This window comes from Gluconacetobacter sacchari, from assembly GCF_014174255.1.
Taxonomy (GTDB): Bacteria; Pseudomonadota; Alphaproteobacteria; order Acetobacterales; family Acetobacteraceae; genus Gluconacetobacter; species Gluconacetobacter sacchari.
Window position 1 is genome coordinate 50580 of sequence record NZ_JABEQJ010000018.1, and the last position, 23616, is coordinate 74195.

Annotated in this window: 14 protein-coding genes; 5 read left to right on the forward strand and 9 right to left on the reverse strand. The window is 62.2% G+C overall.

Going from position 1 to position 23616, the window contains the following annotated elements; all coding sequences use genetic code 11:
• The first annotated feature begins 10 nt into the window (after positions 1 to 10).
• The 5 genes from HLH48_RS14000 (at position 11) to HLH48_RS14020 (ending at position 8792) form a co-directional block, all read left to right on the forward strand.
• Positions 11 to 1522, forward strand: coding sequence for an efflux transporter outer membrane subunit (locus HLH48_RS14000; RefSeq protein ID WP_182998100.1), 1512 nt, complete (start codon positions 11 to 13; stop codon positions 1520 to 1522).
• Between the two features lie 264 nt (positions 1523 to 1786).
• Entirely contained in the window at positions 1787 to 3625 is a 1839-nt protein-coding gene (locus HLH48_RS14005; protein ID WP_182998101.1) for a glycosyltransferase family 1 protein, read from the forward strand.
• Positions 3618 to 4406, forward strand: coding sequence for a glycosyltransferase family 2 protein (locus tag HLH48_RS14010; RefSeq protein ID WP_182998102.1), 789 nt, complete (start codon positions 3618 to 3620; stop codon positions 4404 to 4406). Before HLH48_RS14005 ends, HLH48_RS14010 begins: the two co-directional genes overlap by 8 nt.
• 8 nt (positions 4407 to 4414) lie before the next feature.
• Complete coding sequence (locus HLH48_RS14015) at positions 4415 to 5854, forward strand: O-fucosyltransferase family protein (protein ID WP_182998103.1); 1440 nt, start codon at positions 4415 to 4417, stop codon at positions 5852 to 5854.
• A 13-nt stretch (positions 5855 to 5867) separates the two neighbouring features.
• A complete protein-coding gene (locus tag HLH48_RS14020; protein ID WP_182998104.1) occupies positions 5868 to 8792 on the forward strand; it encodes a glycosyltransferase in 2925 nt (974 codons plus the stop codon).
• Between the two features lie 87 nt (positions 8793 to 8879).
• On the opposite strand, the gene HLH48_RS14025 is transcribed toward HLH48_RS14020, so the two are convergent.
• The 9 genes from HLH48_RS14025 to hpnE form a co-directional block, all read right to left on the reverse strand.
• Positions 8880 to 10271, reverse strand: coding sequence for a hypothetical protein (locus HLH48_RS14025; protein ID WP_182998105.1), 1392 nt, complete (start codon positions 10269 to 10271; stop codon positions 8880 to 8882).
• A 20-nt stretch (positions 10272 to 10291) separates the two neighbouring features.
• On the reverse strand, positions 10292 to 11704 hold the full coding sequence (locus HLH48_RS14030) for a hypothetical protein (protein WP_182998106.1): 1413 nt from the start codon (positions 11702 to 11704) through the stop codon (positions 10292 to 10294).
• Positions 11705 to 11781: 77 nt separating this feature from the next.
• Positions 11782 to 12780 carry a glycosyltransferase family 2 protein gene (locus HLH48_RS14035; RefSeq protein ID WP_182998107.1) on the reverse strand — a complete coding sequence of 333 codons (999 nt, stop codon included), beginning with the start codon at positions 12778 to 12780 and terminating at the stop codon, positions 11782 to 11784.
• A gap of 27 nt (positions 12781 to 12807) precedes the next feature.
• Entirely contained in the window at positions 12808 to 15717 is a 2910-nt protein-coding gene (locus tag HLH48_RS14040) for a glycosyltransferase family 2 protein (RefSeq protein WP_246387338.1), read from the reverse strand.
• Positions 15718 to 15812: 95 nt separating this feature from the next.
• On the reverse strand, positions 15813 to 18182 hold the full coding sequence (locus HLH48_RS14045; protein WP_220795133.1) for a phosphoketolase family protein: 2370 nt from the start codon (positions 18180 to 18182) through the stop codon (positions 15813 to 15815).
• 8 nt (positions 18183 to 18190) lie between these two features.
• Entirely contained in the window at positions 18191 to 19447 is a 1257-nt protein-coding gene (locus HLH48_RS14050; protein ID WP_182998109.1) for an acetate/propionate family kinase, read from the reverse strand.
• 159 nt (positions 19448 to 19606) lie between these two features.
• Complete coding sequence (locus HLH48_RS14055) at positions 19607 to 20233, reverse strand: nucleoside phosphorylase-I family protein (RefSeq protein ID WP_182998142.1); 627 nt, start codon at positions 20231 to 20233, stop codon at positions 19607 to 19609.
• A 32-nt stretch (positions 20234 to 20265) separates the two neighbouring features.
• Positions 20266 to 22191: a squalene--hopene cyclase gene (gene shc / locus HLH48_RS14060; protein ID WP_373320209.1), complete on the reverse strand. Its 1926-nt coding sequence runs from the start codon at positions 22189 to 22191 to the stop codon at positions 20266 to 20268.
• 134 nt (positions 22192 to 22325) lie between these two features.
• Positions 22326 to 23612 (reverse strand): hydroxysqualene dehydroxylase HpnE, encoded by a 1287-nt coding sequence (hpnE, locus tag HLH48_RS14065; RefSeq protein WP_182998111.1) that lies wholly within the window; start codon positions 23610 to 23612, stop codon positions 22326 to 22328.
• Positions 23613 to 23616: the final 4 nt, after the last annotated feature.

The following is a 23616-nucleotide window of genomic DNA, read 5'->3' on the forward strand; positions in this document are numbered from 1 at the left end:
CATGACCAGCATGACGACGAAAACCCGACGGACCGGCCTGGTCCTGACCTCGGCGCTGCTCATGGCGGGCTGCACGGTGGGCCCGCGCTACCAGCCCGACCGGATGAAGCTGCCCGCGCACTTCACCGAGGACGAACACCCCGCCACCGATGCCGAGATCGCGCGCACCACGGTCGAACTGAAGGATTGGTGGCACCGGTTCGGCGATGCCGAACTGGACCGGCTGGTCGACCGCGCGATCAGCGGCAATTACGACCTGCAAATCGCCGGCCAGCGCATCCTGGCGGAGCGCGCGCTGCGCGACAGCCAGGCATCGGCCTGGTATCCGCAGATCGACGCCCACACCACCGACGGCGATTCGCGCTTTTCCATCAACATCGACAACTGGCCGCTGCGCCCCGGCAATCCGGCCAACCGCCCCGGCGCGTCCTATCTTTCCTATGGCGTCAGCGCGAGCTGGCAGATAGACGTGTTCGGCCGCATCCGCCGCAGCGTCGAAGCGCAGGAACGCGCGGTGGAAGAGACGATCGAGGATCGGCGCGCGGTGCTGATGACCATGCTCTCGGCCCTGGTCAGCGACTATATGGTGCTGCGCGACACGCAGTTGCGGCTGGAGATCTCGAACCGCAACATCCGCGTGGCGCAGGAAGCCTACGACCTGACTCAGCGCCTGTATCTGGAAGGCGTGGGCAACACGTTGCAGATCGCGCAGGCGAAGGCGGAGCTGGACAGCCAGCTTGCGGCGCGCGAGCCGCTGCGCACCCACATCGCGCAGATCACGCATGCCATCGACGTGCTGATGGGCCAGATGCCCGGCACGACGGAAGCCGAGCTGAAGATCGCCCGCCCGCTGCCGAAGGTGCCGGACTTCCCGGCGACGCTCCCCTCGATCGTGCTGGCCAACCGTCCGGATATCCGCCGGGCGGAACGCGCCTATGCCGAGGCCACGGCCCGGATCGGGGTCGCGGTGGCGCAGATGTATCCGAATTTCAGCATCCCGCTGAGCTTCAACCCCAACGCCTCGGCGATGTACCAGCTTTTCCAGGCCGGAGCGCTGAGCTGGCAGTTCTTCATGCTGGCCTCGCTCCCGCTGGCGCATGGCGGCAAGCTGACGGCGCAGGTGCGCGGCATGCAGGCGGCGGCGGAAGCCAGCCGGCTGGGCTACCGCCAGACGGTGCTGACGGCCTTCCGCGAGGTCGAGGACGCGATGGCGGCCTGGCATGACGACGTGGAACATACCGAATTGCTGCACCAGGCCGCGACCGACAGCCGGCTGGCCAGCGACCGCGCCCGCAAGCTCTACAGCGCCGGCCTGGTGGGCTTCCTGGATGTGCTGACAACCGAGCGCACCGCCCTGGCCGCCGAAAACGCCGAGGCCGAGGCCCGGCTGGAACGGTTGCAGGACGCGGTCAATCTCTACACCGCCATGGGCGCGGGCTGGCAGGGCGTGGCCGTCACCGCCACCAGCCTGCCCGTCTCGCTGGAAAAACAGAACCTCCTGGCGCGCGCCTTCAAGGAATAGGCGCCGGCGCGGCGGCACGCGCCCCCGGCCGATCGATCCCCTTCGCGACACGACCCTCCAGGGCACCCGCAACCGCGCCGGCGCGATGCCGCGCGCCGGCCGGCGATCATTCGTCGCCCGTCGCGCGCATTATAAATTTATTTACGATCGCCGTATAAAATTCCGTCGAATGGTATTTCGGAAAAAAAGAATTTCAGGACAAGACGAAGAAAAGCGACAGTCCAGTCGAAATTTTCCGCTGCGAGCCTTCTTTGGACGGACCAGATGACAGACGACAGCACGCTGTATGACTCGATCAGGGAGTCAGGGCTCTTCGACGACGCCGCCTATATCGCCGCCAATCCAGACGTCGCCAGGAGCGGGATCGATCCGCTGCTGCACTACATCCGGCACGGCCAGCACGAGACCCGCCGCCTGCCCTTTCCGCAATTCGACGCCGATCGATATATCGCCGATTTCCGTCTGGAAACCGTGGAGGGCAACCCGTTTTTCGACCTGGTCGGTCGCAACAGGTACCGGCCCGACCACCCGACCGCCACCCTCTCGCCGTTCGAGATCTATCTCTACAATCTGCTTCTGCATCTCGATCTGTTTGACGAGAAATTTTATATCCGGACCAACCAGGATCTCAGGAATTCCGACCTTCCCCCCCTGGTCCATTACGTCAAGTACGGCATCCACGAGCTGACGCGAAACCCCAACCGGACATATAACAACCAGATCTATCTCCGCCAGTTCGGTCACGAGATCCGGCCCACGGAACCGTCCATCCTCCATTATATCCGCAACAATCTCGGCCGCGACTACTCCGATCGGGGCCTGCTTGAGAAATTCGATCGCGCGGCGCTTGCCCTCGCGACGCGGCGCCTGGAACAATTTCCTTTCTATTCCGACAAGGATTATGAATTCCTCAATCGCGACATCGAGAATTCAACCCTTCTGCCCCACCAGCACGCGCTGCTCTACGGCCTGCCCGAGGGCCGCACGATCTTTTCGAAGATGCGAATCGCCGAGATTCTGGGCGCGAAGATGGACGCCACCCCGACCTACCAGCCCGCGGGCCGCCCGGCCAGGAACCTGCCCACCCCGGGCAGCCTGGGCGTTTTCTACCATACCGGCGGCAATTGCTTCATCAGGGACATCGCCGAGGATCTCGTCTCCTATCTGCGATCCGCCGGCCTCAACGCCACGCTGGAAACCGAGAAGACCCCCCTGCACGCAAAGCCCGAACTCTGCCTGTTCTGCGCGCCGCACGAGTTTTTCTTCCTCGACGGGGCGAAGCAATGGGAACGGGACGATATTCTCGGCTCGTCGCTGATGCTCAATACCGAGCAGCCGCAAACGCCATGGTTCAGCCGGGGCCTGATCTATCTCCTGATGTCCGCGGGCGTGATCGACTTCCTCTACCAGAACGTCGAATTTTTCGAGTCCGTCGGCATTCCCAGCTTCCATTTCGACCCGATCCCGGACAGCGCGCCGACGAGCATTCTGGAAAAGGACCGCGTCGATCCGTTGTTTCGCGTCCTTCCCGACGATGCGAAGCACGATCCGCCGAACGGGGAACAGCGGCCTGTCGCCGCGCGCGGCATCGATGTCAGCTTTTTCGGCAATGCCTCCGCCCGCCGCGAGAAATTCTTCACCCGCAACGCCGCCATCCTCGCGGAGCGGACCTGCTTTCTCTACTACCGCAAGCAGCACGACCCGATCCGGATGGAAGGCGCCAGCGAGATCCTGGCGCGCATGCCGTTCTATGTGGCCGAGAACAGCAAGATCTGCCTCAACATCCACCGCAATGACGATCCGTATTTCGAATGGCACCGCATCATCAAGCAGGGCGCCGCCCGAGGCGCGGTGGTGGTCACGGAAGACTGCCTGCCGACGCCGCTTTATCGCAACGGCGTCCATTTCCTGACCGAGACCCCCCGTCATATGCCGCATCTGATCAACTGGCTGCTCGACACGCCCGACGGACGCGCGCGCGCGCAGCAGATCCAGGACGCCTGCCTTGGCCTCTTCCGCGACAGGAAGCTCCAGAAATCCAAGATCAACGATATTGCCGGGTTTATCGGCACCTTGTGGCAAAGGACCGCCGTCGATGCATGACAAGCCCTGGAAACCGCGGCCCGAGATCCTGTTCGAGCACGTCGCGCGCCGCCGGGGCACCAACCGTCACCATGTCTCGGTCATCGTCACCAACTATCATTACGAACAGTATGTGGTGGCCTGCCTGGATTCGATCGCCGCGCAGACCCATGGCCCGCTCAGCCTGGTGGTGATCGACGACAATTCGAGCCGCGACGCGTCCGTGACGACCATCATGGACTGGATGGCCGCCCACAAGCAGCGCTTCGTGTCGGCGCGATTGCTGCGCAACGTCATCAACCAGGGCCCCTCGGCATCGCGGAACACCGCGATCGAATTCAGCCCGTCCGACACGGTCTTCATCATGGACGCCGACAACATGATCATGCCGTCGGCCATCGCCAAGCTTCATGCCTGCATGACCCGTTCCGGCGCCCAGGTCGTCTATTCCCAGCTTCTCGAATTCGGCACCCGCAACCAGATCGGCATGGCCGACCTCTGGGATGTCGAACGGATGTACAAGAACAACTATGTCGACATCATGGCCATGGTCGACAAATCCGCCTGGTCCCGGGTCGGCGGCTTCTCGCATATCGAAGAAGGCTGGGAAGATTATGATTTCTGGCTCAAATTCATCGACCACGGCATCGACGTCGTCTTCCTGCCGGAAATCCTTTGCCAATATCGGGTCCACGAGGTCTCGCGAACCGCCACCGAGGCATTCAAATCCCACTACGACCTCGAGATCATCATGCGCTACCGCCACCCCAAGGCCCCGCTCCCGCTGCCGACGCGGGCATGAGCGCCATCATGAGCACGCCGATCGGCTACAGTCATTGCAATCTTGATCTGAGCAACCAGAAACTCGCCCTTCTCGGGCTTGTGCAAACGGCCCTCGACCGAGGCGTCCACGCGATCCGGCTGCCCGCCCTGGCTCCCTTTGTCTCTGGCGCGCCCGGCAACGCCGGCTCGCCGCTGGCCGAGACATGCCCCTTTGCCGATTATTACGACCTTGATGCCCTGAAACGCTTCATGCGCATATTCGGTCTCGAGCTGATCGAAGACCCGGAAACGAATACCGAGGAACCATATGGCAGCTTCATGACGGGCGCCAGCGCCGTCGGCCTGTCCGGCGCACGCGGACTTGGCGCGCTCTATGGACATGTCTGCCAGTTCTTCTCCCACCTGATCCCGTCGATCCGCGTCGCAGAGACCCTCGCCACTTTCCGGAAGGAGGTGTACGATTCTCTCGCCATCAAGACTGCCCTGCATCTGTGCATCGACACGGACCTGTCGGAGGAAGCCGGCATCGTGGCGTGCGAGACAATCCTGCGCAAGGTCCAGTCCTGGCCCACCCTGGCCGAAACACCGATCTACGTCGCCTGTGAGGAGCAGACCCTGCCGGTCAGCAAGGAGAAGATCCGCCAGATGGCCAGAAACGGATATGGCCTGGATCTGGTCTGGAAGAGCGACCTCCTGACCGGGCAGGCACTGGCCGCGTGGAACAGTCTCGACCTTTCCCTGCTTGATTTCGAGACCGCGCTGGCTGCCAGCCTGTTCATCGGCAACAGCCACTCGACCTTCTCCAATCTGGTCTCGTTCGAGAAATTCTGTCGCGATCGAACAAATATCCAAAACCATGCCATCCATAACGGCCAGGAGGCGACCTTGACGCAGCGCCGTGACAACGGCGTGGAATGCGATCCGATCCTCGTCGCCACCTCCCTGCTGCAACGCCTGCCCCTGGTCCCGCTCGGCACGCACGATTGTCGCTGGCCCGCAGCGATCCACGCCCATGTCGCCGGATTCGGCGACATGGAAAGCACGACAGCACCGGTACCCGGTCTGGCGGGCGGTGACCTCGTCGTCGGCAGTCCGCGCGACGACGGGCGGTGGATCTGCGGCATCGCAATTGCCATCGAGGAAATCGCCGGCATCGCAATCGAATATCGCGTTCTGGACGATACCGGACAGTGGAGCGACTGGGTCGCGAACGGTGCCTTTGCCGGGTACCATTCAGATCACCGGGCCTTGCGGGGGGTCGCGATCCGGCTGGCGGGCCCCGCCGCGCTTCACTACGACTGTCTATATGGTGCCACATTCGCGGAATCGGACACATGCATCATGCGCGCTAACGGCGAGGCCTGCCAGTCCCCGGATCAGAGGGCCGTGACCTGCCTGCATGTCCTGTTTCGTCCAGCCTTCGGCGCATGCCCGCGCGCCTCCCGTTCCATGCCGACGATCCTCTGACAGCCGCGCTGCCATGCCAGACAACGCCTTACCCTACCGATACTCCTGGGACCATTTTGATCTCGCCTGGATAAGGGATACCTATCCGGAAACCCGGGAGATCATTGGCGGCGACACGGCCGATATCGGCGATCTGCCGCGGCTTGCCGGACTCTGCGGCTACTCGCCCAATCCATATTTCGACGAACGCTATTATGTCGCGCGTTATCCTGACGTGCGCCAGGCCATCGACCAGGGGCGCTACCTGTCCGGATTCGATCACTACCGGAAGGCCGGCCATCGCGATCGAAACCCCCACTGGCTGTTCAGTGAACAATATTATGTCACCACCAATCCCGACATCGGCCGCCTGCTGCTCAACGACTCCAGCCTGCGCAACGGATACGACCACTACCTCCGCTTCGGCGATGCCGAGTTCCGCACCGGCTCATGGTTCTTCGATCCGCTCGAATATATAAAATCGACCACGAACGAGATCATCCGGACCCCGTTTTCCCATTATCTTTTGCATCCTTCTGGATATTCCAACAGCGCGTGGTTCGATACCGACTGGTACATGGCCACCTACCCGCAGGTTCTCGACGCCATCCGGCGCGGCGAATGGCGTTCGATCCTCCATCACTACCTGCACAACAAGAGTGACGGGCACTTCGACCCCTGCCCGTATTTTTCCGAACGTTTCTATGTGCAGTCCAATCCGGACATTCGCGACGCCATCCTTTCCGGCCAATTCAACAGCGGATACGAGCATTTCCTCCTCTACGGATTGAGGGAACGCCGTCAGCCGCACCCTGACGTCGATCTGGCCCGCTACGCCTGCGTCCCTGCCGTTCAGGAAGATCTGCGGAGCGGTCGCCGTCCGAATCCCTTCATCGCCTATTGCCGGGACAAGGGTGCCCCCCCCGATATCGACGCCATTCTCGAACAGACGGAAGACGCCACGAAATACGCGTTCGAGAAGAAATGTACCGTCCTGTCGTTCAATGCCGCTCGCCGGCCGCTCGATTTCTCGCACGGACGGCCGGATGTCAGCGTCATCATCGCCCTGCACAATCATTTCGACATGACCATCAATGCCCTGACGGCACTGCGCGCATCGCATGACGGAGGCATCCAGTTGATCCTGGTCGATGGCGGCTCCCAGGACGAGACGCGCGATCTGGAACGCTATGTCAGAGGGGCCACGATTCTGCGCCTCCCCGGCAATGTCGGCTTCGTTCGGGCGTGCAACGCCGCAATCGAGCATGTTGCCGCCCCCTTCGTCCTGTTCCTGAACAACGATACCGAAATCCAGCCCGGATCGATCGCGGCCGCCTTGCAGCATTTCCGCCGCCATTCTTCTACCGGAGTCATCGGAGCGAAGCTGATTCGCACCAATGGATTGCTCCAGGAAGCCGGTACGATCATCTTTCGCGACGGTAGCGTCGCCGGCTATCTGCGAGGCAGACGCCCCGACAGTCCGGAGGCGAATTTCGTCCGTCGGGTCGATACATGCTCCGGCGCCTGCCTGTTCACCCGTACCGACCTCCTGCGTCGCCTCGGCGGCTTCGACGAAGCTTATATTCCGGCCTATTATGAGGAAACGGATTATTGCGTCCGGGTCTGGAAATCCGGATCCGAGGTCGTCTACGATCCGTCGATAAACGCCATCCATTACGAATACGGCTCCTCGGACCACACCTCCGGGGCAGGCTACATCAACCGCAACCGGCTGATCTTCAACGGCCGTCATACCGACTTCCTGGCGCGCAAGCTCGTCCGGTCCGAACGCACCATCGCCACCGCCCGCTCCCCATTCCGGCCCGGTGCCCGGCGCATCCTGTTTGTCGAGGATCAGATTCCCCTCCGACAGTACGGCTCCGGCTTCACACGCGCGAACGATATCGTCACGACGATGGCAATGGCGGGGCATGAAGTCACCCTCTTCCCGATTTTCAAGCCGCTGGTTCATCCAAGCCATCTTCATGCCGCCTTTCCCGACACGGTGGAGATCATATGGGACCGCGACCTGCCTGACCTGGAGCGTTTCCTCGCGCAGCGCGCCGGGCTTTATGATGTGATCTGGGTGTCCCGCACCCAGAATGTCCGCCGGCTGATCCCGGTGATCGAGCAAACGGCCCACCTGATGCCCCAAACCATGCTCGTCGCGGATACCGAGGCCGTCAGCGCGGTCCGCGACGAGCAGAAGGACCGGCTGCACGGCATGACCGACGAACAGATGCCCAGCCTGACGGAGCGTCTGCGCGCTGAGTTCGAATGTCTGTTCATCGCCAGCCGAATCGTCGCCGTCAATGCCCGCGACGCCCGCCTGCTGAGCGACCACGGCTTCGCCGACGTTCGCGTGTTGGGCCACATGCAGACCCCCCGCCCAGGCGGCAGACCGTGGACCGAACGATCCGGCCTGCTCTTCGTCGGCGCGATCCATCATCGCGATTCACCGAATTTCGACGCCCTGGAGTGGCTGGTGACACAATTGTGGCCGATGCTGGAACCCTTGCTACCCGACGATGCAAAACTGTTGGTGGCCGGCCATATCGGACCGGCAGCTTCGCTGGCCGGCCTGCCGCAATCGCCGCGCATCGTCTATCTCGGCGAACAGGCCGACCTAACGCAATTTTACGACAGCGCCCGGCTGTTCATCGCACCCACCCGCTACGCGGCCGGCATCCCCTACAAACTCCACGAGGCTGCCGCACATGGCCTGCCAGCCGTCGCGTCCGACATTCTCTGCCGGCAACTGGACTGGGCCGATGGTGACGAGATTCTTTGGGCACGCGCGAACGACTCGACGGACTTCCTCCGCGTTATCACCAACGCGTACGACAATCCGACATTATGGGCCCGGCTGCGCTATAATATGCAGGCTCACATCGCCATGGAGAACGATTATCGCCTCTATACCCGGCTGATCGAGGGGATTCTGACCTCGACCGGATGAATAGGGCCACGCTCAGGTCAGAAAAATTTATCTGCCGGCCTTTTTGTCAACTTGATATAATTTCGCGCTATATTCCCTCGCAACCCGTCAGTTCGCGATTTCATGTCCGAGCTTCAAGGGATACCAATGTCCGTGTTCATAGATGACTGGAACATGATCAGTGCTGTCGTTCAACATCATCCCTTCTTTGGCTGTCGTGATGCCAAGGATAGCCGTCCTGGATAAAGGCTGAAGTTGCATCGTTCCCTTCAAAACAAGGGAGCCGGTGTGGACCGACCCCGGGAGTACAATCGAACCGTCATCATGAATGGCCATTCGGACAGCATTGTTCGCCACGTATAGGAATCCTGCTTTCCTATCATAGAACATGATGTGCCGATTCTTGCCCTCCGCAGTACCGTCAGCTGACCAGTCCATGATACCGTCGAGCGGAAAACGGATCATCGCACCAGCCGCAACATTCATGTTGTTCCTGGCAAGTGCCAGGTCTATGAAGGCATTGTCATATGTTACCCGTGACGAACCGATCCCTGTATTAAAACGCGAATTGCTATCTGTTGTGAATTCAAAACCAGCTCCCACGACGTTTTGACACATTTCGGAGAAGGACCAGGTCACACTATTATCGATTACAACGTCATTTGAATCCCAAGGGGGGGCTGACGCTCCGCTCCTCCCCGGCACGATAGCCTTGAAGATTCCACATTCTCCGCGAAAGCTTGCAGAAATGGCATCAGAAGCAGAATATGACGTGAACGCCGACCAGGCGGGAACAGTCAGCGTTTTTGCAGACAGAAAGTAGAAGACCCGGTTTGATCGGCTGACATCATATTGCGACACAGGGAGATCATCCCCATTCGCCATGATGTCGAATTCCATCCCCCATGTCTCGCCAACGGGTTGCGCGTGAGTCGTATCGGTGATCTGTCCGGCAAACCCCCAGACACCGTTGGTTCCACCCTTGACCACGCCGACCGCATAACCCTGGTCCAGAGCAGCCCCATTATTGGTCCCGTAACTGTAGAGATTCACATGTGTGCCGACGGTATTCCCGTTCGAACCCGAATGGGCATAAGCGGACACTTCGAGACCGGTAGAGCCTTCAGGGCCTTTATAATCGGTGTGCCAATCGGTTGCCCAGTTATCGAGGGCCAACCGCATGATTGGCGCTTCCGACAAACCATGGTTCCATCGGCGCGCATAGGTCAGGGCATCAATCGAATAGGATTCCATAACATCGCCACTGGTGACGAATGGCGCAATAGTATTGTCGACGATCACGGGATCAAAAAAACGCCACAGCACGGTCTCACGGTTCTTTCTCGCTGTGGACAAAGGTGTGTCTGCATATGCGACGCCTAGAAACGCAAGCATAGCCAAGAGCAAGGCGAGTTTCCGTATCATGTGATGAAAACGCTCTCGTTTGCAACGCCGCCGTTTGCCAGTTCCTGAAGCAGCGCCTCGCCATTCCACTTCCATGCATCAATTTTCCAAAGAATTTACCGAACTCTTTTTCTAAAGGATAACTGAAAAGATAATAATTTTCCGTTTCCACTGGGCGTTTTACAAAGCTCTCCATCTTTCGCGGTCACAATATCCTGATCCTCAGAAAAAACCGCGGCGTAGACGCACTCAAGCTCAAGCCTTGAGGGACCTACAATCTCCACGGCAAAACCGGACAGTGAGAGATGCTTACCACGCGTGCCGCAATACTCCCCATTTGAAACCCATTCGGTTTCCACACCATTGCCAAGAAGGGCCTTGTAGCGCAGGCGAAGACTCGCTCCGTCAAGACTGATGAAAAAACCTTCTATGCGATACATATCTGGATTGTATCTGGAACCGACAACTATATCCAATCCAAGAGGAAAACTGCATACAGAGTTCTTTGTTATATATTCGCCAAAATTTGAAACATGAGCCGAAATTTCCATCGGGAACGCAACATCATGTGGTGTTCTGTCAAAAAACGGCTCCCTGAGAAAAGTCCTGTCGATTGCGAGCGACGAGTTTGTACATATGCCATTATCAAATCTTTCATCTATTCCGCCAGACTCACCATTATATATATAATGCCCCCTGACGGACTGTCGCGTTTTGCAGTATTTTTCAAATGCTGCAAAACAGGAAAACGTTGATTGGCTCGTCCCTATGAAATTTCTAGCGCCTGATGCAAGGAAAAAGTCAATCATAGACAATGTTAGCGAATCATATTGACTCACATCAATGAAGTCTGATTTCCAAAAAAGAGAGACACCCACTTCATTTTGCGCAATTTTATTTATATCCTCTTTTGGGATGGTCATATTTTTTTCATCGGACATCACAAAAGCTGAAGATAAAGATTCGCCAAATTTCCGCTTTGCTTTGGACAAAATCCTCAATGGCGTAGGGAAATTGTCTTCAGATGAGTGGCGATGCAGAACACTATAACTATATGACTCCCAGTCCTTTTCAATTCGCATTTGAATACAATAATCAATTTTTTTTTCACCAAATATGCATTCTGATATCGGGCGAGCGAGATTCAAAATGTTATTATTCAGATTAAATGACCTGGAAATCTGACATGTTAAGTCATATAGCGCAGCATCTCCCTGCGTTCTGATCTCCCCAAAACGTTCCGCACCTTCCCAAAAACACTCCGACGCATCAACGTCGTGATCGTCACCCGACGCGAATTCCTTTACGGGTATTGAAAAAGATTCAAGTACACGAACGATATTTTCTATATTATATAGAACAGAAAAAGGAACACGCCTGCCCTTTTCCGCCTGAAGTGGGTCGAAGACAACCATTGGAGGAAGTTTTATGCCTTTTTTTTCCCTCATCGCACGATGAGACAAACCGATTATCGCGATTTTCTGATTGGTTAACCCTGCATCCGTTCCGTTATAAGTTATATAGTCCATTTTTTTTCTTTCATGTTCCAAAAATATATATAGACGAATTAAGCGCGTGCCCGATTATCCTCAGTCCGCATTTGTGATCAGGGTTCCAGGGCGCTGGCATCCACAACGAATGGATCGAGGATACAATTCTCCCCTTCACGCTTTGTCCAATCGCGCTGATAGATTTCAAACAGTCCCTGTTCACCGCCGGATTGCAGTTGTTCGTAAAAACGAACCCAATGTTCGCCACCGACTTTCCGCCCAAGAAAGGCCTCGGCTTCCTTGATCGCCTTACCGCCGTTTGCGATTTTTCTCAGGAAATGTGAAAATGACCGGATTGGAAATTCTCTGTAATAAAGGCCAAACTGAAATCCGCCAATATAGACGGGGGCTCGATTATCGACCAAGTTAATTTTGTGATTCCCCTGTTCAATGGCCATGAACAGATTATTACGTCCGATAATCTTCGGAGGCACGACAAAGAGCGGACTTCGTAAATTCATTCTCTGCATAGACGAGGAACCGTTACAACTCAGATCCTTATTACGAAAATGAATGGTTTTTGGTATTGAAACCGCATCGAATCGACTGTCTATTTTATCCAGTACAGCGATCCCATGTTCCGCAATCAAAAATTCGTCCGCATCCACCGGGATCACCCAGCGGATATCGGGCCAGATGGAAATGGCCAAGCGATACAGACCCGTCGTTTTTTCCGCTTGCATGTAACGCACCAACGGGTCGCTCAGGACAAGAAGTTCAACGTCCTTATGGATAGTATTAAATCTTTTTAATATTTCTCCGGTGTCGTCAGTTGATCCATTATTGAGCACGATAAAACGTCGAATGCCAATATGATGCAACCATGTGAGGTTTTCTCCAATAATGTCCCCTTCGTCTTTCACCATCACCACCACTGCGGCCGCCATAAATGGCGTCCACGCTCCTTCTGGCGTTTTCAAAGGAGCATTCATTCCGAATATCTGAAGTTCGCTGTGAACAGCACCCGCCCAACAATAAGGATCGATCGGGGGCTGATTAAGCAGCCCGTGGACGTTGAGATTCCAGATCAGTTCTTCGTAATGTTGATAGGACATACATAAAATTCCCTTTTTATACACAGATTAAGGAATAACTCGCCCTTCGATGGCCGGATTTCGCCATAGTTGCTTTGTCGGGCCAACCACGCGCACCGCACCCCGTCCACAACCATCATCGTCGCGCAGCACATGGTCCTGCACCGTTACGCTGAGGTTCGGATTATAGAACGGGTCGCCATCGCGCAGGATTCCGGCATGGCGTTCCAGCATCCGCCGCGTATCCTCGGGGTGCATGACCTGCTTCGTCACGCTGCGCGTGGCGCTCTCGTAATGATACAGCACGGTATGGCCGTCATACAGCACCTTGAACCCGGCCTCGCGCACGCGCAGGCACAGATCGGTATCGTTGAATCCGATCTTGAAGGATTCATCGAATCCGCCGACCTGCTCGAAGACGGCGCGCCGCATCATCATGCAGGCGGCGGTGACGGCCGAAAAATCGCGCACCGACGTCAGGCTGCAATTATAGCCAAGAACCCTCGCATCGCCCGGCCCATACACATCGCCGAACTTGAAGGCATGGTCCGCCGAGCCATTGAATCCCAGGATCACACCGGCATGCTGCACCCGCCGGTCGGGATAAAGCAGCAAAGCCCCCACCACCCCGACTTCCGGCCGGTTCGCCAGCCGGCGCATGCGGTCCAGCCAGCCCGCGCTCGTGGCCTCGACATCGTTGTTCAGAAACAGGACGAACTCCGCGTCCCCGCCATATTTCCGCACCGCCTGGTTGTTGATACGGGAATAATTGAAGTCCCCACGATACGGCATGACGACATGCCGGCCGCCGAGCGACGCGAAATACCCGATCGCCTCCGGATCGGTCGATTCGTGATCGACCACCACAATCCGGTAATCCTCTCCCCGCGCGGTGCGTTCGATCGATTCAATCGCCGCACGGACCAGATCGGCCTTGTTTTTGGTCGGAATCACAATCAGGATCCGCCCCCGCGCCGCAGGCCAGTCGACACGAAACTGGTTGAAGCCCGCCCCGTCCGAAACCGTCGCCCCCGGATGGTGCCGGTCCAGATGCCGCTGGATCGCGCCGCGCGTCGCCTGCATGACGGCATCCTGCCTGCTATGCCCGGCACTGCCGCCATGGGTGCGCCAGCGATAGAGCACGCGCGGGACATGGGCGATCGTCTCGACCCGTCCCAAAGCCCTCAGCACGAAATCGACATCGGCCGAAATCGCCATTCCTTCGTCCCACCCGCCGATCTCGTAGGCGATGCGCCGGCGAATGCACAGCATATGCACGAAATACGGATGCGACAGATAGTAATCGTAGGAAAAGGCCGGCCGCGCCTTGATCTCGGCGATGCTGTCGATATTCTCGTCGGTCGTGGCTTCGTCGGAATAGATGAAGTCGGCATCGCTGTCCCGCGCCGCCTTCAACAGATGATAGACCGCGTCGGGTTCCAGGCAATCGTCATGGTCCAGGAACGTGACGTAATCGCCGCACGCCGCGCGCAGGCCCAGGTTCGTCGCCCGCGCGATGCCGCCATTGGCCTGCGACGCCAGAACCCGGATGCGCCGGTCCCGTCGCGCGAAGGCCCCCAGCACCGCCGCCACATGCGGCGCTGTCGAGCGATCGTCGACACAGATCAGTTCCCAATGCCCGCACCATTGCGCAAGCACGCTCTCGACCGCCCGGACCAGCCACTCCTGCGGCGTGTCATGAACCGGCATGATGATCGACAGGACCAGCGCGCCCACCCGCCGATCCAGCGCCCGGCGCAGGCGCGGCAGCACCGAGGGGTCGAGCCCGCGCCCCGGCTTCAGATAGCGCAGCAGGTTGGGGTTCTGCGTCGCGATCCGGGGCGCGCCTTCCAGAACCATGCCGGGCCGGCCCGCGACGCGGACAACGATCTCCTGCCCCAGCAGGTCCAGCATCTGCTCCCCGAGATCGATCTTGTAGGCGCAGAACCCATCGTTCAGCCCCGCCTCCAGCAGATCGCCGCGAAACAGGTTCGCGGTCGCCCGCGCCAGAACACGCTCACCGCAGACGGCCTCGACCTCGACCGGGCGCTTCGGGTCCGTCAGGTTCAGCGCCCAGCCATGAGCGGACATGCCATGCAGACGATCGAACACGCCGCGCACGGCGGGCGGCGCGGACACCGCCAGCGGACTGTTGACCAGGTTCAGCGCCGTCCCCGACAGGACGACCGAAATTTCGGTCGGTTCGGAAAAAGAGCCATCCCGCGGCAGCGTGAAGGAAAATCCCCCCTGCCCGTCACCGATGCCCGCTGCCAGCAGGTCGGCGCGCGGCCGGTCCGCCATGACGGTCTGCACCACCACGCCGTCGCGCACCAGGTCCACCGCCACCCGCCGTTCCGGCGCGTTCAGGTCGCACACCCAGCCGGCCACCTCCCCCGCCCGGGATGGATCGACATGGCCCCGCACCCCCAGCATCGTCATGGTCACCAGCAGGGGCGGCCCGTCCAGCGGCAGCCCCGCGATGCGGAACATGCATGCCGCCGGCCGGTCCTGCGTCAGCATGCGGGGAAAGGGCAGGCTGAACCGATAGCGCGCATCCACGACGCGCCGGGCGAACCCGCGCATCAGGACATGGCCATTCTCCAGACAGTCGACCTGCACCTGATCGTCCAGGCCCGACACCGAGAACCCGCCGACGACCGCCCGGTCGGCAAAGGTGACCGTGCCGATCCCGAATGCATAACAGGGCAGGATGAAACAGCTTTTCCCCAGGATGCTCCGCCCGTTTTCAGGATCGAGCAGATCGAGTTCCCGCGCCAGCGTATAAGTCGGCAGGCTGACGAAGACACGTCCCCGCTTCCGCCGCAGGCGCACGCGCCCGCGATAGGCACCATCCAGCAGCAGCCCGACCTCGTCACCCGCGCAGGCCCGAAGGGCCGCCGCCGGAAAGCCAAGGGCCATGCCGGGCGTCCCGGTCTCGACATGGATCGAGAATTCCAACCACCGCCCTCCCGCGCAATGCCCGCGAGGGCGGTGTACAGCCTCCTGATTAATATATGCTTGCCAGCACGCTCACTCAGCCGGCATGCGCGGTCCTACGACCAGCGCCAGGCCTCGATCTCCGGCATGTCGCGGCCATGTTCCGCGATATAGCGGGCATGATCGACCAGCTTGTCGCGGATCGCCTGCTTGGCATAGGCGGCGCGGGTGGCCAGCCCCGGCACGCGGTCGATCACGTTCGACACCAGATGGAACCGGTCGAGATGGTTGCGTACCACCATGTCGAACGGCGTCGTGGTCGATCCTTCCTCGCGGAACCCGTGGACATGGAAATTCCGCGCGTTCGCCCGGCGGTAGATCAGCTTGTGGATCAGTTGCGGATAGCCATGGAAGGCGAAGATCACCGGCCGGTCGAGGGTGAACAGCGCGTCGAAACTGGCATCGTCCAGGCCGTGCGGATGCTGGCTGGGAGAATCCAGCGTCATCAGGTCCACGACATTGACCACCCGCACCTTCAGGTCCGGTGCATGCTCACGCAGCAGCTTGACCGCCGCCAGCGTCTCCAGCGTCGGCACGTCGCCGGCGCAGGCCATCACCACGTCCGGCTCGCCGCCCTTGTCGTTGCTGGCCCATTCCCAGATGCCGATGCCCGCCTCGCAATGGCGGATCGCATCGTCCAGCCCCAGCCATTGCGGCTCCGGCTGCTTGCCGGCCACGATCACGTTGATGCGGTCCCAGCTTTGCAGGCAATGGGCGGTCGTCCACAGCAGGGTATTGGCATCGGGCGGCAGATAGACGCGGACGAACTCCGCCTTCTTGTTGATCACATGGTCGATGAAGCCCGGGTCCTGATGGCTGAACCCGTTATGGTCCTGCCGCCAGACATGCGAGGTCAGCAGATAGTTCAGCGACGCGATCGACCGCCGCCACGGCACCTCGGCCGCCGTCTTCAGCCACTTGGCATGCTGGTTCACCATCGAATCGACAATGTGGATGAACGCCTCGTAGCAGGACAGGAAGCCATGCCGCCCGGTCAGCAGATAGCCTTCCAGCCATCCCTGGCAGGTATGCTCGCTCAGGATCTCCATCACATGGCCGTCACGCGCCAGATGGTCGTCGTAATCCAGCGTTTCGGCGTTCCACGCCCGGTTCGTCACCTCCAGCACCGCGTTCAGGCGGTTGGAGTTGTTTTCATCCGGCGCGAGAACGCGGAAATTCCGCGATTCCAGGTTCAGCTTCATCACATCGCGCAGCCATGCGCCCATGACGCGCGTGCTCTCGCCGGTCTCATGCCCCGGACTGGTGACCGCAACCGCGTAATCGGCGATGTCGGGCAGCCGCAGCGGCCGCTTCAACTGGCCGCCATTGGCATGCGGGTTGGCGCTCATCCGCTTCGTGCCGACGGGGGCCAGCGCCGCGATCTCGGGGAACAGCCGCCCGGATTCGTCGAACAGGTCCTCCGGCCTGTAGCTGCGCAGCCAGGTTTCCAGCGCCTGGAGATGGCCCGGATGCGTCATGTCGGAGAACGGAACCTGATGCGACCGCCAGTACCCCTCGGTCCGCAGCCCGTCGACCTCCTTCGGCCCGGTCCAGCCCTTGGGGCTGCGCAGCACGATCATCGGCCAGGCCGGGCGCTCCGTCTTCCCGTCCTCGCGCGCCGCCTTCTGGATGGCGGCGATGCGATCGAACGCCAGATCCATGGCCGCCGCCATCTTCTGGTGCATCGGGTCGGGATCGTGCCCCTCGACGAAGATCGGATCATAGCCGTAGCCGCGCAGCAACGCGGCCAGTTCCCTGGGCGCGATCCGGGCCAGGACCGTCGGGTTGGCGATCTTGTAGCCGTTCAGATGCAGGATCGGCAGCACCGCGCCGTCGGTCGCGGGGTCGACGAACTTGTTGCTGTGCCACGACGTCGCCAGCGGCCCGGTCTCGGCCTCGCCATCGCCGATGACGCAGGCAACCACCAGGTCCGGATTATCGAACGCCGCGCCATAGGCGTGCGACAGCGAATAACCCAGTTCGCCGCCCTCATGGATCGACCCGGGCGTGGTGGCCGCCGCATGGCTGGGAATGCCGCCGGGGAACGAGAACTGCTTCATCAGCCGCCCCAGCCCCTCCAGATCCTGCGACACCTCGGGGAAATATTCGCTGTAGGTGCCTTCCAGGTAGGTGCTGGCGACGATGCCCGGCGCCCCGTGCCCCGGCCCGGCGATGAACAGCACGGACGTATCGCGCGCCCGGATGACGCGATTCAGATGCAGCCAGAGGAAATTCAGCCCCGGCGTGGTGCCCCAATGGCCCAGCAGGCGCGGCTTGGTATGGTCCAGTTGCAACGGCTCGCGCAGCAGCGGATTGGCCATCAGGTAGATCTGGCCGACCGACAGATAGTTGGCGGCATGCCACCAGCGGTTGAACAGGGCGAGTTCGGAGTCCGAAAGAGGCGCGATCGACGGGGCCTCGGACAGGGGCTCGTTCATGTTCGTTCCTTCCCTTTGACGTTTCCGGCCGGCATGATGCCCGCGCCGGCTTGTGGCGACGTGAGAGTGGCCACGACGTGCCGACGGATCATGCTTTCCTCATCCGTCGGGATCACCCGCACTTCCACCGTGCTGTCCGGCGTGCTGATCACCGCCGCATGGGCTTCGTTGGCGGCCGGATCCAGCCGCACGCCCAGCCAGGACAGGCGGGCACAGGCCGCCTGCCGGATGGCGGCGTCATGCTCGCCGATCCCGGCGGTAAAGACCAGCCCGTCCAGCCCGCCCAGCACCGGGATCATGGCGCCGGCCTGCTGCGCCAGCCGATAGGTGAACATCTCCAGCGCCGCGCGGGCGGCCTCGTCGCCGGCCGCCCGATCCTGCAAGTCGCGCATGTCGCTGGACACACCCGACAGGCCCAGCAGCCCGGCCTGATGATACAGCACGGCCTCGATCCCCGCCGCATCCAGCCCTTCGGCGCGCATCATGTACAGCAGCACGCCGGGATCGATCTGCCCGCAGCGCGTGCCCATCACCAGCCCATCCAGCACCGAGAACCCCATCGTGGTCTCGATACTGCGCCCTGCCGCCAGGGCGCACAGGCTGGCACCGTTGCCCAGATGCGCCACGATCGTCCGCCCCGCCGCCAGCCGCGGCGACAGGCCGGGCAGGGTCGAGGCGATATATTCGTAGGACAGGCCATGAAATCCATACCGCCGCACGCCCCTGGCGCCATAGCTGGCCGGCAGCGGCAGGCGCGTCGCGATGGCGGGCAGCGTGTGATGGAAGGCGGTATCGAAACAGGCGACCTGCGGCAGGTCCGGCCGCAGCGCCAGCAGGGCGCGGATCGGCCCCAGGCTGGCCGGCTGATGCAGCGGCGCCAGCGGCGTCAGCGCTTCCAGCCGCGCCAGGATATCGGGCGTGATGCGGATCGGCGCGGCGAATTCGCCCCCGCCATGCACCACGCGATGGCCCACCCCCAGCAGCGGCACGTCCCCCAGATGCGACGCCACCCAGTCCAGCAGGCCGGCCACCGGACCGTCATGCGGGTCCTCCCCCTCGGCGGCCGCGGCCGGCCAGGTCCGGTCGACCAGCACCGCGCCATCCGCGCCGGTGGCGCGGAAATGCGGATGGGCGGGCAATCCTTCCAGCTCGCCATGGGCGATGCGGCGCGCCCCGGCGCCCGGCTCCTGATGGAACAGGGTGAATTTTACGCTGGACGAGCCGGCATTGAGCGCGAGAATCGCCGTTGCCATCGAATCACCGCCCCCTTGTCGTTCGCTACGCCGCATATCCTAGCGCCCGACACGGATGCGGGTCATTGACCCGCATCAAACGCTCCGCGCCCGAAGCAGACAACGTTCCCGAACGGATAAAGGTCGTTCTGCCTCTTTTTCGGCAGACGAAAGAAGGCCTTACGCGATATCCCGCAGCACCTGCGCGGCCCGCCGGCGCGCCTGTGCCGCATCTCGCCCCAAAGCGATCAACGCAGGGATCTGCCCCGGCCGCCGCAGCACGCTGAGCAGAATCCCGCCCAGTCCGATCCGGCCATCGGGCCGTAGCGCCAGAATCGCCGCCGGCGGCAGGGACCGCCCGGCCGGGTCGCACACCACGCGCAGCACCGCGAACGGCACCCTGGCCCGCACGGCGCCCTCGGCAACGAAACCGCTTTCCATATCCAGCCCGGCGCAGCCGGTGCGCCGGAACAGCGCGCCCTTGCGCCCGGCGGTCGCCACGATGTCGTCGCTGTGCAACAGGTCGGCGCTCACCCGGTCGGGCCGGCCATCGCCCAGCCAGGCCAGCAGCGCGGGCGCCGCCGCCAGAAGCCGCCCATCGGGCAGCCGCACATGACGCGGCACCAGCACCGTGCCGGGCCGCAGGTCGGGATCGAGCCCGCCCGCCAGCCCGAACGAGAGCAGCGCCTTCGCCCCCTGCCGTATCAGATCGTCGACAGCGGCCCGTGCCCCCTCTGCGGTGGCACCGCTGATACCCACCCGCGCGGCGGGCATGGCGGCCCTGACCAGCGCGGCCTCGGCCTCCATCCCCACCACGACGCCATAAGAGCCGGACACGTTCAGAAACCGAACGCGACGCGGCGGGTATTGCTCGATTCCAGGTTGCGGTACCGCGCCAGCGCCATCAGCGGAAAGAACTGCCGATAACCGTGATACCGAAGATAAAAGACCTTGGGGAACCCGACGGCATTATACGGGTCCTCGTCCCATTCGCCGTCTTCCTTCTGCGTGCGGGCCAGATAGGCCATGCCCCGCGCCACGGCGGGGTCGTCGCGCAGGCCGGCGGCCATCAGCCCCAGCGTCGCCCACGCCGTCTGCGACGGCAGGCTCTCGGTATAGACGCCCGGCGTGGCGCCTTCGTAGCTGGCGCAATCCTCACCCCAGCCGCCATCCTCGCGCTGGACCGAGCGCAGCCAGTCCACCGCGCGCACCACGGCCGGATCGTCGTGCGAAACGCCGGCGGCATTCAGCGCGCACAGCACCGACCAGGTGCCGTAGATGTAATTGGTCCCCCACCGCCCGAACCAGCAGCCCTCGGCCTCCTGGTCTCGGCGCAGATAGGCGATCGCCCGCTCGATCACCGGCTGGTCGTCGGGGTTGCCGAGCTGGGCGAGGAACGAGACGCAGCGCGCGGTCACGTCGGCGGTCGGCGGGTCCAGCAGCGCGCCATGGTCGGCAAAGGGAATATGGTTCAGGAAGTCCAGATTATTGTCGATATCGAACGCACCCCACCCGCCATTGCTGCTCTGCATGCCGATGATCCACTGGCGGGCGCGCTCGATCGCCTCGCGATGCGCCGGATCGCCCTCGCGATGCAGCAGCATGCCGACCACGGCCGTATCGTCCACATCGGGGTAGTGATCGTTGTTATACTGGAAGGCCCAGCCGCCGGGGGCCACGTCGGGGCAGTTGATCGCCCAGTCGCCCTTCACGTCCAGGATCTGCCGGTCCCGCAGCCACTGCGCGGCGGCGGCCAGCGCCTTTTCCGTCTCTTCCGGGCGGATGCCCTCGGGACCGGACGCCGCCTCGATCATCGCATGGCCGGCCAGGCCGGTATCCCAGATCGGCGACACGCAGGGCTGGCAATAGGCCTCGTCCCCATGTTCGATCAGCAGGCGGCGCACCGATTCCCACGCCGTCGCGGCGCGCGGATCGCTGTCGGGCACGCCCAGCGCGCGAAACATCATCACGGAATTGGCCATGGCGGGATAGATCGCGCCCAGCCCGTCCACCCCGTTCAGGCGCGGTTCGATGAAATCGACCGCCGCCTTGATCGCGCGGCGCCGCGTCGCCTCAGGGATCAGCCGCTCGCCCGGGCGGATCACCTTGTCCACATATTTGAACACCCGGCCCAGCGGCGAACGATAGGGGCCACGGATCCAGTCCCGCACCTGGTCGGGCGGGGTGACGAACAGTTCGGGCACATGCACGTCGCGCGGATTGACCGCGCGCGGCCGGAGCGCCGCCAGCACCAGCAGCGGCGCGATCACCGTCCGCGACCAGTAGGACATGTTCCAGACCGAGAAGAACGCGCGGCGCGGCAGCAGCATCAGCTCCACCGGCATCGCGGGCGTGGCATGCCACGGCACCTCGCCGAACAGCGCAAGCTGGAACCGGGTAAAGACGTTGCTGCGTTCCGCCCCGCCATGGTCCAGAATGGCCGCACGGGCCCGCGCCATGTGCGGCGCGTCGATATCGTCGCCGATCGCCTTCAGCGCGAAATACGCCTTCACCGACGCCGAGAGGTCGAACCTGCCGCCATGATAGAGCGGCCAGCCGCCATGGTCGCCCTGGATACGCCGCAGATACACGCCGATCCGCGCTTCCAGCGCCGGGTCGATCCGGTCCAGGTAATGTTCCAGCAGCACATATTCCGCCGGAATGGTGGCATCGGCCTCCAGTTCGAACACCCAGTGCCCGTCATCGTTCTGCCGGCGGCCGAGCGCCGCATGGGCGGAATCGACCGCCCGATCGATGTCGCTCATCGACACGGCCCGGTCCGCGACACCGGCGGAAAGACGTTCAAGAGTATCGGTCGCGTTCACCATCGTTCCATCGTCTCCCGCCCCCTGAGCGGGACCTGTCCGTATGTCAGCCATTCACAATTCCGGCGGCCGGCTCATCGCCGGCCGGGGTCGCGGACAGCGCGGGAGGCCGCCGCGCCGGACCTGATCGCACCTTCGATTGTTGCGGGCAATCCCGTCGCCGTCCAGTCCCCGGCCAGAAACAGGTTGTCCAGCACGGTGCGCGTGGCCGGCCGAAGCCGTTCCTGCACCGGGGTCGCGGCGAAGGTGGCGCGCCGTTCACGCACCATGCGCATGGGGGGCATGTCCTCCGGCAGGGGGTGCGCCAGGGCCGGCCCCACCGCCGCCCGCACCTCGCCCCAGATCACGGCCGCCAGTTCGTCATTGTCGCGCGCGGCATAGCGGTTGGCGGCACTGACCGTCACCGACAGGATATCGTCCTTGACGAACACCCATTCGCTGATCCCGCCGACGACGCCGATGAAGCGGGCGCGCCCCAACGCCCCCAGGGCCACCGGCGCCTCGTCCAGGCGGAAATGGACGTTGACGATGCTCTCGAAGGCATCGGGCACGCGCAGATCGGGCAGCAGGTCGGCCGCCACCGGCGCGGTCACCGCCAAGATCAGGCGATCATCCTCATCCAGCGCCACCTCGCCCTCCGGCAGCCGCAACCCGGTCACCCGCCCGCCGGCGGACAGGATGGCCGAGACGCGGCACCCCGTACGCACCTCCGCCTTCATCAACGCCAGATGGTCCAGCGCCGGATCGACGAAACTTTCCGACAGCCCGACGGCCGGAAAGCGCGGCAGGCAGGCCCGGCCGCCCTTGGCCAGACTCTGGCGGATCACCGCCCCCAGCAGGGCGGCGCTGCCGCTATCGCACGGCGTGTTCAGGGCCGAGACCGCGAACGGCGCGAGCAGCCGGGTCGACAACATGCCCGGCACCAGGCATTCCGCGACCGTCTGCCCCGGCGTCGCCCGCATCAGCCGATCCAGCGACCGGATTTCCCCCAGATGCATCCCCGGCACCCGTCGGTGCTTCGACAGCAGCCAGAAGGGAACGCGCCCGCGCGACAGATCCAGCGTCCAGCGCGACCGGTCGCCCAGATCGACGAAGGGAAAGATCGGCCGATCCGGTCCCACCAGCGTCTTCTCCGCCCCGATCAGGCCCAGATAGCGGAACACCGCGTCATTGGCCGACAGCAGCAGATGGTTGCCGTTATCGATCCGGCAGCCCAGATGCCGGTCGAAATAGGACCGCGCCCGTCCGCCGCAGGCCGGCCCGGCCTCATAGACCGTCACCCGGACGCCGCTGCCCGCCAGCTCGACCGCCGCCGACAGGCCGGCCAGCCCGCCGCCGACGATATGGACATGCCCCGCCATCGCC

Bases quoted from the DNA above. Each gene is read 5' to 3' on its own strand.
- HLH48_RS14000 (WP_182998100.1), top strand. From the start codon at position 11: ATGACGACGAAAACCCGACGGACCGGCCTGGTCCTGACCTCGGCGCTG.
- HLH48_RS14005 (WP_182998101.1), top strand. From the start codon at position 1,787: ATGACAGACGACAGCACGCTGTATGACTCGATCAGGGAGTCAGGGCTC.
- HLH48_RS14010 (WP_182998102.1), top strand. From the start codon at position 3,618: ATGCATGACAAGCCCTGGAAACCGCGGCCCGAGATCCTGTTCGAGCAC.
- HLH48_RS14015 (WP_182998103.1), top strand. From the start codon at position 4,415: ATGAGCACGCCGATCGGCTACAGTCATTGCAATCTTGATCTGAGCAAC.
- HLH48_RS14020 (WP_182998104.1), top strand. From the start codon at position 5,868: ATGCCAGACAACGCCTTACCCTACCGATACTCCTGGGACCATTTTGAT.
- HLH48_RS14025 (WP_182998105.1), bottom strand. From the start codon at position 10,271: ATGGAAGTGGAATGGCGAGGCGCTGCTTCAGGAACTGGCAAACGGCGG.
- HLH48_RS14030 (WP_182998106.1), bottom strand. From the start codon at position 11,704: ATGGACTATATAACTTATAACGGAACGGATGCAGGGTTAACCAATCAG.
- HLH48_RS14035 (WP_182998107.1), bottom strand. From the start codon at position 12,780: ATGTCCTATCAACATTACGAAGAACTGATCTGGAATCTCAACGTCCAC.
- HLH48_RS14050 (WP_182998109.1), bottom strand. From the start codon at position 19,447: ATGGCAACGGCGATTCTCGCGCTCAATGCCGGCTCGTCCAGCGTAAAA.
- HLH48_RS14055 (WP_182998142.1), bottom strand. From the start codon at position 20,233: ATGGAGGCCGAGGCCGCGCTGGTCAGGGCCGCCATGCCCGCCGCGCGG.
- shc (WP_373320209.1), bottom strand. From the start codon at position 22,191: ATGAGCGACATCGATCGGGCGGTCGATTCCGCCCATGCGGCGCTCGGC.
- hpnE (WP_182998111.1), bottom strand. From the start codon at position 23,612: ATGGCGGGGCATGTCCATATCGTCGGCGGCGGGCTGGCCGGCCTGTCG.